This window comes from Candidatus Enterococcus ikei (assembly GCF_017316105.1).
Taxonomy (GTDB): domain Bacteria; phylum Bacillota; class Bacilli; order Lactobacillales; family Enterococcaceae; genus Enterococcus_L; species Enterococcus_L ikei.
The window spans coordinates 70,784-85,746 of sequence record NZ_JAFLWD010000024.1 but is presented as its reverse complement, the minus strand read 5'-3'; the positions used below and the strand labels follow the sequence as shown (position 1 = coordinate 85,746).

Sequence of the window (14,963 nt, the reverse complement as noted above, 5' to 3'; positions counted from 1 at the left end):
TGGGGGTCACCTCATTTTGTTTTATATGCACAAATTATGATTATTAAATAATCATGTAATTGCGTATAATTGGAATGACAGGGCCACCAGAAGAATTAAATTAGGAGGATCAAAATGAATATTCTTAAAAAATATGGGTTTTATTTTCTATTGTTAGGTGCAATAAGCGATTTTTTAACACCTTATATTCTAGGGATTTTTCATCCAAAAATGAACCAAATGACGATGGTAATCAGCGTATTCGGTGAAATAGATAGTCCAGTCAGACAAGCATTTTTAATTTGGTCTGTAGTATCTGGCTTACTGTTTGTTTTGGCAATTACACCAGTGTATCAAACCTTTAGCGCTACTTCGCAAAAATTAGCTACTTTACTGGCTTTAGCGATTGGATTTTATGGTGTGGGAGACTGTATTTTCACTGGGCTATTCAGTATCAATACGGAGCAAACAAATTGGAATTTTTCTACTTGGGTCCATAACATTGGCTCGGGTTTAGGTTATGCAGGCTTTCTGCTTTTCCCACTTTTTTTATATTTTCTTTATCAACAACAGGGGAAAGCAACTTATAGCAAAAGGTATTTGATTTTGTTTCTGATCAGTATTTTTTTTGCTGGGATATATGGGTTGGCGCGAATTCCTGCAATCAATCAGTTACCAGTGTTGAATCAAATTGGCTTTTGTCAGCGGATAAGTTTTATATTTAATTACTTACCGATAATGATATTTGCCCTAGATCAAATCAAAAATGGCAAAGTTAAGTGAGAAAGAATAGGACAAAATTCCTCGATTTTTATTAACGCCACCAAAAATCTGAATAAACGACTTTTGTCATATCCTCATTGTAGTTTTTGTAGTAAGTTTCCTTGTTTAAGTTATTTGGAGAATTAGTTTGATGAAGAAAAACAAAAGCAGGAAAACAAACCTAGTACGCTATTTGCTATAATAAAGGTGATTTGATTCATCAAAATTCAAGGAGGATAAAAATGCTAATCAAAAATGCTTACATAGAAAACTCAACTGAACTACAAGATATTCGTATAGTAAATGGTGTTTTTCAAAAAATCGGGCATCAGTTAGTTTCAGAAAAAGATGAGGAGATTTTAGATTTAGGCGGTAAAGCCGTTTTTCCACCATTTATAGAAAGTCATGTTCATTTAGATACATGTTTGACAGCTGGAGAGCCTGTTTGGAACAAGTCGGGAACGTTATTTGAAGGAATCGAATGTTGGTCTGAACGTAAAAAAACACTTACTGAAGAAGATATTCGTACACGGGTTAATGAAGCTGTCCGAATGCAGGCAAAAAATGGTATTCAATATGTACGGACACATGTTGATATTACTGATCCTAATCTACTAGCTTTAAAAACACTGGTGAAGCTTCGTGAAGAACTAAAAGAATTGATGACGATCCAAATTATCGCATTTCCACAAGAAGGAATTCTTTCTTTCCCACATGGAAAAGAGCTGCTTGAAGAAGCGATGAAGCTTGGCGCAGATGGGGTTGGTGCGATTCCTCATTTTGAGTTTACGCGGGAATATGCGGTAGAAAGTATCAATTACTGTATTGATTTGGCGCTGCGCTATGATGCGTTGGTCGATGTCCATTGCGATGAAATCGATGATCCAGAGGCAAAAGGGTTGGAAGTTTTAGCGTGTAGGGCCCTTGAAACTGGGTTAAAAGAAAAAGTCACAGCTAGTCATACAACTGCCATGCATTCGTATAATAATGCGTATTGTTCTAAATTATTCCGCTTGCTTAAAATGAGTGAAATCAATTTTGTGGCTAACCCATTGGTTAATACACATCTACAAGGGCGTTTCGATCAATATCCTAAACGTCGAGGATTGATGCGTGTAAAAGAGCTAATGGAAAATGGAAATAATGTTTCTTTTGGTCATGATGATATTTTTGATCCTTGGTATCCATTACGCAATGCAGATATGGTAGACGTTGTTCATATGGGCTTACATGTTGGTCAAATGATGGGGTACGATGAAATTATGAATAGCTATCAATTTATCACAACGAACGCAGCGAGAACCTTGAATTTAGGCGATAGCTATGGAATCAAAGTAGGGAATTCTGCTGATTTTGTCGTTTTAAATGCTGAAAACTTTTATGATGTCATCAGTGACCGGGCTGAATTATTATATTCATTTAAAGCAGGTAAAAAAATTATTGAAACGATACCGGCAAAAGTGGAGTTATACTATTAAATATCAAAAGTTGCCACTGACCTCATAAGTGGCTATAAAATAATGAAGGAATCACGTGGTGGAAGTTTAGCCCAGGATTCCTTTTTTTTTTGAAAAAAAGGTGAGTTAGAGGATTAATGTCTTTTTAATGATAAAAAACTTACAAAATGTATTATATTTCATGTTTTCAAGTGATAGAATGATACTTGGAAGTGTTTTAAGGGTACTCGGTTACACAAGTTAGCTCTTGGGGAAAAAGACAAAAAAATTGTGGCAAAAAGCACCTCAGTCGTAATTCCCTATTTTCCTGTCAGAGCTAAATGAGGCCGCTACGCTTTTAAATTTAGGAGGGATAAAAATGTTAAAAAAAATGTCAGATAGTAGAAGAATTACAATGGTTATCTCAATTTTTGTGGTTTTGCTTGGGATTGGTACGTTTGGGGATTTAGCCATTTCAAACGCAGTGATGAGCCAAAACTCATATATTGCCACCTTTTTACAAAACTATGCTTGCTTTCCAGTAGGTGTGGTGATCATGATGAGTGGAGAAATCATTATTCATTATACGATTCGATCGAGTCAGCCAGCGATTGCTAAATTATTGATTATTGTGGCAGGAACAGGTCTTTCTTTATATGGAATATGGTATTATTTAAAATTTGCTATTCAGTATACCTTATCGTCTATCCAAAATGTCGAACACGGTCGTCCGATCGGGCAAGCAAATAATGATGGCGGTGTTAATCCAACATTACCATCCTATATAAATATTATTGTTTGTATCGTTGTTTTCGCAATAGCAACGTTGATCATTCAAAGTTGGTTAAGCCGAAAAACGAATGAAGAAATGGAGCGCTTGATGCGTGTAGCTATTTTAGGTGTGGCGGTAGCTTTCGTTTATCTTATGTGTGTGGAAGAAATCAAGATTTTATGGGGACGTGTTCGACCATACGAACTGAATGCTATCCAAGATAATTTTACTCCGTGGTACAAAATGAATGGACCAACTGGACATAAATCGTTTCCGTCAGGGCATTCTTGTGAAAGTATGTTTGCGTTGTTCTTTCCCTTATATGCTAGTCCTAAACGTGTGAAGTTACGTAAAAAATTATTGATTTTTGGTGTTTCTTGGGGAGCAATTACAGCTATTAGTAGAGTTTTATTAGGCTGTCATTTCTTTAGTGATGCGACAATGGGTGCTTTTATCATTATTTTTCTGATCTTTGTGGGAACAAGATGTGCTCAACTTAAGCTGATAAAATAAAAAACAATTGAATGTTAATCGATAAAAGTCTGTTAAAGCTAACGATATACTGTTGGTTTTAATAGGCTTTTTTAAGTGGTTTATTTATGATGAAACATAATATAAATGAGTATAAAAAAACATATTTAATTAGTTATAGCAGTGTGAATCTTTACATATATGAAAATAATCTTGAAAGACCTAAAATGGATACTACCTGTGACAAAGACATAAAAAATAGGATCAGAAAGGATTTTTGAAGAGAAGTAGGTCTGTTTTTCAGATGAGCGTATCTAACTATCCGTGTTGTATTTGTCTGAAGATTAAAGTAAGAAGACCTTAATAAACCATAGGGGGAACTCAAAAGATGAAGAAGAGTAGAAATATAATAATAACTTTGATCATGATAGGAAGTATTTTATTTGATAGTTTTGGGGCTTTATTTTTTCAGCCAGTATTTGCACAAGAGACAGGCCGAGATCTAACTAGCTTGTCTGCATCAGAGTCACTTTCGCGTGATGTAAACGGCAATAAGACGATTTTTAATGATGTATTACTAACCTTAAATGGGGAGGAAGTGACCTCCAGTAATCCGTTGAAAAAAGGAGATACATTCCAAATCGAATATGCCTTTTCTCTTCCTGATGATTTGGGGAAAGAAATGCAAGATGGGGATTATTTTAAATTTACTTTACCGACAGACTTTATTGCTTTAAGTGGACAAAGTGGGGACTTGAAAGACCCCTCAACGGGATTGATATACGGAAATTATGCTTGCGATTCAGCAGGAAATGTAACGATGACATTTAATTCCGAAGTCCAAAAGCATGACAATGTTGAAGGTCGTTTAAGGTTCTCTCTAACAATGGATGAACGAAAAATAACGATTCCTGGAAAGAAAAAAATAATCATTCCGTGGTCAAATGATGCAGAAGGCAAAGAAATATTTATTAGCACAAAAATTACTTCTTTTATTCAAAAAGAGTACTTAAATACAAGGTATGATTCAGAAAACGAACCAATTGTTGACTGGAAAATCCTAATCAATCCAAACAGAAACCTGATCGAAAATCCAACCTTAACAGAAGAAACGACGAATAGCGAGTGGAAAAAAGTAGCTTCTGCTTATAATATTACAAAAATGGTAAAAGCCAATGTGGATTTGGATGGGAATATTACCGAGAATGAAGACGTAACAGGTTTGATCAATTTTGATCCATCTGGTGTTGCTCATTTTCCATCGAACATTGAAGAGTCATTCGTTTTGTATCTAAGCACGCCGATCAATTATGCAGGTCAAGGAACAATTACAAATAAAATCACTTTGAGCGGCAGCAATCGACAAGACGAAGAAGCAACAGCTAGCACGTCACTTGAAGAGCATGTGGATATCAGTAAAAAAGCAGGCGATTTTGATGAAAAAACACAAGAAATCACTTGGACCGTCACGTTTAATCCAAGTGGTCGCCACATTCCTAAAGAAGAAGCGAAATTTACAGATATCGTTGGCTCTCAACAAGATTTTATAAAAGATAGTTTGACGGTTTCTCCATTCGCTCCATACACAGTTACTGAAATCAAAGAGGGCTTTGAATTTCAATTTGAACAAGATGTTGATCAGCCTATTGATATCACATACAAAACAAAAGTAACTTATCGTCCGCGTGAAGGTACCTCAATCAGTAACACCGTTTATCATGGCAAACATCATATATCTGTACCAAAGGAAATTCCGGGAACTGGAGAAGAACCACCTGAGCCAGAATCAACCGTTTCAAAAGACTATGTTTGGGATCAACAAAGTAATGAATTAGATTGGACGATTCTATTTAATCAAAACAATCGCACGATCAGTAAATGGTTTATCACCGACAAATTAAGTACAGGTTATATTTTTGATCAGACGATCCTTGTCACAGATAGAACAAGCAATAAACAATTAATTGAAAATCAGGATTATTCACTAAAACTGATTAAAGAAAATGGTGAAGTAAAAGGATTTGAAATACGTTACTTATCTGAAGAAGAAACGAATCATACTTTTCAAATAAATTATAAATCCCATTTTGACGATAATGTCGAACACATGAATAACTGCATATATAGATATACGCAAGGTGGAGAAGAAAAAGAAGGTCATACAGGAAAAGTATTTTTCCGTCAAAAAAATTCTATCTCAGCGAATAAATTTGGGACTTACCTTCCAGAAACACAAGAGGTAGAATGGCGCATTGGAGTCAACGAAATACAATACAAGATCAACAAGAATAGTATAATTGAAGATCCAATACCTGATGATCAAGAATATGTGGAAGGCTCAGTTGAAATATTACAACAAGAATTTGAAGGTACATCGTATAAACCAACTGAAAAGGCAACAGTAAGATTTGATCAAGCAGAAAATAAGATAAAAGCAAATTTTGACGAAGGTGCAAAGTATCGCTTTTTGATCGTTTTTCGTACCACTTTAAAAAATAAAGAAGACATCTTAAAGAAAAAGATAAAAAACGTAGCTTACTATGAAGATGATTATACGCCTAGAAAAGCGGTTGAAGCCAGCGTTGATTATAGCGTTGGACAAGAAATGGTTGTACGAAAAGAAGGCGAAATCAGTAAAGAATTTCCGAATAGAATCAAATGGAAAGTCATCATAAATGAGCATAAATTTGATTTAAAAAATGTTGAAATAGAAGACTATAAATGGTTCAATAATCGGGCGTTATTCGATACCATGAAATTAGTTTATACTTCTGGTGAAAATAAAGGCAAGATCTTAGAAAAAGGAATCGATTATACTTTTGACCATACAGAACGTAGTTTCCATATTAAATTAGCGAATGATTTAAAGGATACCATTGAACTGACCTATGATGCTGAAATCACTTATTCTAAAAGAGATATTCCAGGTGATGAAATTGTAGTTACGAATAGTGTTAGAGTATCCGGAAGTGATTTTATCATAACAGATGAACCTAAGACGAAATCTGTTCCTGTGATTGTTCCAAAGAGTTCCGGTGAAATTATCGGAACGACAGAACAATTAGATGTATTCAAAGTAATCAAAGGAACGCAAACGCCTCTACCAGGTGCAGTCTTTGTTTTATATCGTGGAGAAAAGAAAGATAATGAGAAAATCGTAGAAAGAATAACAACTGATCAACAATCTGGCCGGGCCGTTTTCAGTTCACTAATCAAAGGCAACTATTTATTAGTAGAAGAAAAAGCACCAAAAGGGTACGCGGTAAGTCCTGAATTTGCTAAAGGAATCGTGATTACCGTTACAGCCGATAAAGATAATGAGGTAATCCAACGGACTATTGAAAATGAAAAACGAGCAAGAGAAACGACCGAAATCAACGGCAAGAAAATCTGGAACGACTACCAAAATAAATTCAAAACCCGGCCAGAATCAATCACTGTTCGCTTATACCAAAATGACAAAGAATACCAAGTCCAAGAAATTAAACCAGATAAAAGCGGTGATTGGACCTACAACTTCACAAACTTGCCCAAATACGATACGGAAGGCAATGAATACAACTATACGCTGAAAGAAGATTCAGTTAAAGACTACGAAACAAAAATCGAAGGAACAACCATCACAAATAGCTATGAAAACAAAGAAACAACCGAAATCAGCGGTAAAAAGGTCTGGAACGACTACCAAAATAAATTCAAAACCCGCCCAGAATCAATCACCGTTCGCTTATATCAAAACGACAAAGAATATCAAGTGCAAGAAGTCAAAGCAACAGAAACTGGCGATTGGAGCTACAGCTTCACGAACTTGCCGAAATATGACACTGAAGGCAACGAATATAGTTATACTGTGAAGGAAGATCCAGTCAAAGACTACGAAACGAAAATCGAAGGAACAACCATCACAAATAGCTATGAAAACAAAGAAACAACCGAAATCAACGGTAAGAAAATCTGGAACGATTACCAAAATAAATTTAAAACCCGCCCAGAATCAATTACCGTTCGCTTATACCAAAACGACAAAGAATATCAAGTGCAAGAAGTCAAAGCAACAGAAACTGGCGATTGGAGCTACAGCTTCACGAACTTACCGAAATATGACAGTGAAGGCAACGAATATAGTTATACTGTGAAGGAAGATCCAGTCAAAGACTACGAAACGAAAATCGAAGGAACAACCATCACAAATAGCTATGAAAACAAAGAAACGACCGAAATCAGCGGTGAAAAAATCTGGAACGATTACCAAAATAAATTCAAAACTCGCCCAGAATCAATTACCGTTCGTTTATACCAAAATGACAAAGAATACCAAGTGCAAGAAGTCAAAGCCACAGAAACTGGCGATTGGAGCTACAGCTTCACGAACTTACCAAAATATGACAGCGAAGGTAATGAATACAACTATACGCTGAAAGAAGATCCAGTCAAAGACTACGAAACGAAAATCGAAGGAACAACCATCACAAATAGCTATGAAAACAAAGAAACGACCGAAATCAGCGGTGAAAAAATCTGGAACGATTACCAAAATAAATTCAAAACACGTCCCGAATCAATTACCGTTCGTTTATACCAAAACGAAAAAGAATACCAAATGCAAGAAGTCAAAGCAACAGAAACTGGCGATTGGAGCTACAGCTTCACGAACTTGCCGAAATATGACAGTGAAGGCAACGAATACAACTATACGTTGAAAGAAGATCCAGTCAAAGAATACGAAACAAAAATCGAAGGAACAACCATCACAAATAGCTATGAAAACAAAGAAACAACCGAAATCAGCGGTAAAAAGGTCTGGAACGACTACCAAAATAAATTCAAAACCCGCCCAGAATCAATTACTGTTCGTTTATACCAAAACGACAAAGAATACCAAGTGCAAGAAGTCAAAGCCGATGAAAACAATGATTGGAGCTACAGCTTCACAAACTTGCCGAAATATGACAGTGAAGGCAACGAATACAATTATACTGTGAAGGAAGATCCAGTCAAAGACTACGAAACGAAAATCGAAGGAACAACAATCACAAATAGCTATACAAACAAAGAAACAACCGAAATCAGCGGTGAAAAAATCTGGGAAGATTACCAAAATAAATTCAAGACCCGCCCAGAGTCAATCACCGTTCGCTTATACCAAAATGACAAAGAATACCAAGTGCAAGAAGTTAAAGCGGATGAATCTGGCGATTGGAGCTACAGCTTCACGAACTTACCGAAATATGACAGTGAAGGCAACGAATATAGTTATACTGTGAAGGAAGATCCAGTCAAAGACTACGAAACGAAAATCGAAGGAACAACAATCACTAATAGTTATACAAACAAAGAAACAACCGAAATCAGCGGCAAGAAAATCTGGAACGACTACAAAAATAAATTCCGGACCCGTACGAATTCAATCACGATCCGTTTATACCAAAACGATAAAGAGTTCAAAAAACAAGCAGTTAAAGCAAATCTTAAGACAGGTGATTGGAATTACACGTTCACCGATTTACCAAAATACGATGCAAAAGGCAATGAATATATCTACACCTTAAAAGAAGATCCAGTTAAAGAGTATAAAACAAGAATTGATGGAACCACGATCATCAACACCTATGTCAATAATGAAACAACAGAAGTGGCGGGCAAAAAGGTTTGGGAAGATTACCAAAATAAATTTAAAACCCGTCCAGAATCGATCACAGTTCGTTTGTACCAAAACGATCAAGAATACCAAGTCCAAGAAATTAAACCAGATAAAAGCGGTGATTGGACCTACAACTTCACAAACTTGCCCAAATACGATACGGAAGGCAATGAATACAGCTATACATTAAAAGAAGATCCAGTTAAAGAATACGAAACAAAAATCGAAGGAACAACCATTACAAATACGTATGAAAATAAAGAAACAACAGAAATAAGCGGTAAGAAAATCTGGGAAGATTATCAAAATAAATTCCAGACCCGCCCAGAGTCAATCACCGTTCGTTTATACCAAAACGAAAAAGAATACCAAATGCAAGAAGTCAAAGCGGATGAATCTGGCGATTGGAGCTACAGCTTCACGAACTTGCCGAAATATGACAGTGAAGGTAACGAATACAACTATACGCTGAAAGAAGATCCAGTCAAAGACTACAAAACGAAAATCGAAGGAACAACCATCACAAATACGTATGAAAATAAAGAAACAACAGAAATAAGCGGTAAGAAAATCTGGGAAGATTACCAAAATAAATTCAAAACACGTCCAGAGTCAATCACAGTTCGCTTGTATCAAAATAACAAAGAATACAAAGTCCAAGAAGTCAAAACAAATAAAACTGGCGATTGGAACTATACCTTTAGTAACTTGCCAAAATATGATACTAAAGGAAATGAATACAACTATACGGTGAAAGAAGATCAAGTAAAAAATTATGAATCAAAAGTTGAAGGGACTACGATCACTAACACATATACAAACAAAGAAACCACAGAGATTAGCGGAGAAAAAATCTGGAATGACGATCAAAATAAATTCAAGGCTCGTCCAGATGCAATTACCATTCGCTTATATCAAAATAACAAAGAATACAAAGTTCAAGAAGTCAAAGCAAATGAAACTGGCGATTGGAACTATACCTTCAGCAAACTACCAAAATATGATACCAAAGGCAACGAATATCGTTACACAATCAAAGAAGATCCAGTAACGGGCTATGAAACAAAAATTGAAGGCACGACCATCATCAATACGTATATCCAAGAAGAGCCAACAACTTCAACGGATATAAAACAAGATTTTGATAAGAATGAACCTGTAAAGCACTATCCTAAAACAGGTAGTATCCAACGACCGATACTTAAAATAGTAGGGATCGTACTAATTATTTTAATGGGAATGCTCTGGTATAAAAAAAGTAGGGAAGTTTAACTTTAAACGATAAAATCAATAGAGTGAGGGAATCATCAGATGTTACTGATATTCTCTCACTCTTTATCTTTACAAATTTGTATACAGAAGAAAGCGTTTTTTTATCTAAGAAAATTAGTAGCGAAGCTTGTCATAAAGAGGATAGTAATAGATAATGTAGAAAGGGAAAAGTGTAAAATATAAAAGGAGTGTTTAAACATGAAAAAGATATTGGTTGGGATAAGTTCGTTTTTGATTATTGGTTTGGTTGCAGGGTGTTCAAATAATAAGGAGACAAGCTCAACATCTAGTGAAGCTACAACAACAACGACGAATGATAAAAAACAAGCAGAGTATGATTCAGCAATGGCTAAAGGGAAAGAAGCGATTGTCGATAAAGATATGTCTAAAGCCAAGGCTGCATTTCAATTAGCTTTAGAATACAAAAAAGATAGCGATGAAGCTAAGCAACTAGTAGAACAAGTCAAGTCGTATCAAAACATCATGACATTAAAAGAAGAAAAAGAATACACTAAGGCATTAAAAGAACTATCAGTGTTAGTCGGAGCGAAAAAAGGATCCAAAACACTGAAACAATATGGTCAAGAACTAACTGAAGAGATCAACAAGGAAATAGTCAAAGAACGTGAAGGCAGTAAAAAAGCTCCAGAAAAAACAAAAGAAACAAATGAAAAAACTGAACCATCCAAAGCAGCTGCCGCTCCAACACCAACTCCTCCGGTAACTGAAACCATAGTGCCGTGGAATCTTCAAAAAAGATTGGATCTACTTGCGTTTATGCAAAGCTGGGGAGATGTGATGGGACAATCGTATATTGAGTATTATCCAGGATTTGAAGCAAATTGGTATGGTTATCATTTTCCAAGTATCTTTTCGCGAAATAATATAGCGGTTGGTGGAAATCAAGCAGTTCTACAATGGTCTGAAAATGGAACGGCTAGTAATGTGTATAATGTTGTCGCTATTTATTCTGATATTGCTACAACTGATAAACTGGAAAGGCATTTATATCTTTTTACAATTTTAAATGGACAGCCGATAGTATTAGTGACAATGCAAAATCAAGGAAATCCGGAAAACATGATTTACTTTAAGCAGTCACAAAATGCAGATTTAAATAATGGCTTTGCCGAAATTGTCGGAAGATAATCATATTAGTGGATTATTAAGTGAGTTGAAATCAAATAGTTTAGGTTCTGAGATAAAAAAGGCATTAAGTTTTTATCTCAGGGCTGTTTTTTGTTTTAGATAGGGACTGAATCTTAACGAAATCTATACGAGGATAGGTCAAAAGTATATGGTTCTGAAGAGCATGATTCTGTTCCGTCTGCATCTTTTTTTGGTTGAATAAAAAATAAGTAGAGGGATGACCGATTCTGACCTTTGTATTTACTTATCCTTTTGTTTATTATATGATTGAACACGTTGTTTAAGTAACAAATCGCAATTTTACGAACAGTTTATTGTTCGGATTTTAGGAGGATATCAAGTGAAAGAAAAAATTATTTCCTATTTTGAGATCGACAAATTAAATACGACTGTGAAACGTGAATTTCTAGCTGGATTTACGACCTTTATTTCTATGGCGTATATTCTATTTGTTAATCCGACTGTTTTAGGGGCTTCAGGAATGGATGAAGGTGCCGTTTTTACTGCCACAGCTTTAGCTAGTGCATTAGGCTGTATATTGATGGGGATTTTTGCTAAGTATCCGATCGCAACAGCTCCAGCATTAGGGATCAATGCCTTTTTTGCTTATTCTGTTTGTGTGGGAATGGGTGTTCCTTGGGAAACAGCTTTAGCGGGAGTTTTTGTCGCATCGCTGATATTCATTTTGATTACGGTGTTTAAATTACGTGAGTTGATCATTGATGCGATACCGGCAGATTTAAAATATGCGATTTCTGGCGGAATTGGTCTGTTTATCGCTTTTCTAGGACTAAGCGAAGGCGGGATCATTGTTTCTAATGAATCAACGTTAGTTGCTTTAGGGCCATTGAATGTTGGAACAACTTGGCTGACTATTTTTGGTTTAGCGATTACGGCGATTATGATGGTGCGCCGTGTTCCAGGAGGTATTTTTATAGGAATGACAGCAACAACTGTTTTAGGATTGGTAACAGGTTTAATTGAAGTACCTGCTAAAATTGTATCAGCAGCTCCAAGTCTTAAACCAACTTTTTTAGTGGCTTTAAAGCATGTGGGTGATATTAATTCTTTACAATTATGGGTTGTGGTCTTAACCTTCTTATTAGTAACGTTCTTTGATACAGCAGGAACATTAGTCGGTCTAGCGAATCAAGCAGGTTTTATGAAAGACAATAAAATGCCTCGAGTTGGAAAAGCCTTAGCGGCAGATTCAACAGCAATGTTAGCGGGTTCTCTTTTAGGAACTTCTCCTGTTGGTGCATATGTAGAATCTTCTGCAGGAATTGCCGTTGGTGGACGTTCTGGGCTGACAGCTGTGACGACTGGTCTTTTCTTCATCGTTGGGCTATTTTTCTCACCATTACTTTCGGTCGTAACGTCTCAAGTAACAGCACCAGCGCTAATCGTTGTGGGCGTGTTAATGGCTCAATCTCTTAGTCAAATCAAATGGAAAGAAATGGAAATTGCAATTCCTTCTTTCTTGATTCTTTTAGGAATGCCTTTGACTTACAGTATTTCTGATGGGATTGCACTTGGTTTTATTTTCTACCCAATCACAATGATCGCTGCAAAACGTGGCAAAGAAGTGTCACCGATCATGTACGCTTTATTCTTTGTTTTTGTAGGATTTATGTGGATTTTGAATGCTAGCTAAGTGACAAGTACAATAAAAGAAAAGTCGTGCGACTATGGTCCATGGCTTTTCTTTTATTTGTACGTTTCTTAAAATTTTGACTTTTACACTAAAAACAAGCAGAATATAACTAGTTGAAGAGAAGAATCATGGAGGGATGATCAAATGGAAGCACCTCTTATGTCACAATGGTTGGACTATGTAAAAAAGCAGTCCATAGTTGAGAAAAAACTAGAAGATATATTAAAGAAAAACAATCAACTTACAACAAGTGAGTATTATGCTTTATATCAGCTCAAACAAAATGGACGGTGCATGAGATTAAATGATTTAGGGAATTATTTATGTTTGAGCCAAAGTGCGTTGTCTCGTATGATTAATAGATTGGAAGATAGGATTCCTGCAGTGATTGAAAGAAGGATTTGTGCAGATGATAAACGTGGTGTATACATAGATTTGACCAATGAAGGGGCAATGTTAATGGCTTCTGTTGAGCAGGATGTAAATGCTATTTTAAAAGAGTACTTTATTTAAAAGACTAAAACGTTGCTTTTTGGTCTTTTATTCTTTACTATATAATTAGTTGCATGTGCATGCATTTAAAAGAGAGGAAGATTTGATGAATGATTTAGCGTCAGGTTTAACGTTTAAAAGAGGGCTACACTTAAAAAATAGAATAGTTGTTGCGCCAATGACTACGAAAATGTCTTTTTTTGATGGCGTTGTAACAAACGATGAGATTGATTATTACGCATTACGAACAGGTGAAGTTGGGGCGTTTATCACCGCTGCAGCGAATGTTCATGAAGGAGGCAAAGGCTGGGATGGGGAGCTAGGTGTATATGATGATCGCTTTATTCCAGGACTTGCTAAATTAGCTGCTGCTATTAAGAAAAATCATACAAAAGCGATCCTACAAATTTTTCATGGTGGTCGCATGACAGATTCCAAAGTTTTACAAGGCGTTCAACCTGTTGCACCAAGTGCAGTTGCGGCCGAACGGCCAGATGCACAAACACCAAGAGCGTTAACGGAAGAAGAAATCGTTGAAATCTTAGAAAGTTTTAAACAAGCAACGGAACGAGCAATCAAAGCAGGTTTTGATGGTGTGGAAATTCATGGTGCCAATACGTATTTGATCCAACAATTTTTCTCTCCACATTCCAATCGACGTACGGATGATTGGGGCGGATCGTTAGAAAAAAGAGTTAAATTTATCAATGATTTGGTTGATGGTGTAACGGAAGTCGTGGACCAATCGGGTGTTAAAGACTTTGTTGTAGGTTATCGTTTTTCACCTGAAGAATATGAAACTCCGGGGATTCGCTTAAGTGATACGTTATTTTTAGTGGATCAATTGTCTAATAAACCTTTGGATTATTTACATTTATCAATGAGTAATTATAGAAATTATTCAGTTAGTGATGAATTTAAAGAAAAACCAATTATAGAGTATATCAAAGAAACAATCGATAATCGCCTACCTCTGATCGGTGTAGGAGATATCAGAACGGGTGCGGATGCAAAAGAAGTATTAGCTACTGCTGACTTAGCCGCTATTGGCCGAGCAATTTTGATCGATCCTCACTGGGCACAAAAAGTGTTGGACGGACAAGATCAGTTGATTAGAACAGAGCTTTCTCACTATGATCGAGATGAGTTACGAATTAGTAATGGTGTGTGGGGATTTTTAGAAGGAATGATGCCTGAGCGGCTGAAATAAAGACGCTAGTCGTTTTTGTCTCGCCATTTATTGGGATTTAGAGTGTGGAGCAAAACTGAAAAGCAGTTTTGCCCCATACTTTTCTTTTTTTTGTTTAAAGTGGATAAATAATTAAGCTTAACCGT

8 protein-coding genes are annotated in these 14,963 nt (G+C 36.0%); all 8 read left to right on the top strand.

What is annotated here, in order from left to right:
* Positions 1-114 precede the first annotated feature (114 nt).
* The 8 genes from JZO69_RS10500 to JZO69_RS10465 all read left to right on the top strand — a co-directional run bounded on the left by JZO69_RS10500 (position 115) and on the right by JZO69_RS10465 (position 14,838).
* Positions 115-762, top strand: a complete 648-nt coding sequence (locus JZO69_RS10500; RefSeq protein WP_207112828.1) for a DUF998 domain-containing protein — start codon at positions 115-117, stop codon at positions 760-762.
* A gap of 221 nt (positions 763-983) precedes the next feature.
* A complete protein-coding gene (gene codA, locus JZO69_RS10495; RefSeq protein WP_207112827.1) occupies positions 984-2,219 on the top strand; it encodes a cytosine deaminase in 1,236 nt (411 codons plus the stop codon).
* 337 nt (positions 2,220-2,556) lie between these two features.
* Complete coding sequence (locus JZO69_RS10490) at positions 2,557-3,462, top strand: phosphatase PAP2 family protein (protein WP_207112826.1); 906 nt, start codon at positions 2,557-2,559, stop codon at positions 3,460-3,462.
* Between the two features lie 346 nt (positions 3,463-3,808).
* Positions 3,809-10,333, top strand: coding sequence for a Cna B-type domain-containing protein (locus JZO69_RS10485; RefSeq protein WP_207112825.1), 6,525 nt, complete (start codon positions 3,809-3,811; stop codon positions 10,331-10,333).
* 198 nt (positions 10,334-10,531) lie between these two features.
* A complete protein-coding gene (locus JZO69_RS10480; protein WP_207112824.1) occupies positions 10,532-11,482 on the top strand; it encodes a DUF4767 domain-containing protein in 951 nt (316 codons plus the stop codon).
* Positions 11,483-11,822: 340 nt separating this feature from the next.
* On the top strand, positions 11,823-13,136 hold the full coding sequence (locus JZO69_RS10475; protein WP_207112823.1) for a solute carrier family 23 protein: 1,314 nt from the start codon (positions 11,823-11,825) through the stop codon (positions 13,134-13,136).
* Positions 13,137-13,280: 144 nt separating this feature from the next.
* Positions 13,281-13,649: a MarR family winged helix-turn-helix transcriptional regulator gene (locus JZO69_RS10470; protein WP_207112822.1), complete on the top strand. Its 369-nt coding sequence runs from the start codon at positions 13,281-13,283 to the stop codon at positions 13,647-13,649.
* A gap of 85 nt (positions 13,650-13,734) precedes the next feature.
* Positions 13,735-14,838 (top strand): NADH-dependent flavin oxidoreductase, encoded by a 1,104-nt coding sequence (locus JZO69_RS10465; protein WP_207112821.1) that lies wholly within the window; start codon positions 13,735-13,737, stop codon positions 14,836-14,838.
* The last annotated feature ends 125 nt before the right edge of the window (positions 14,839-14,963 follow it).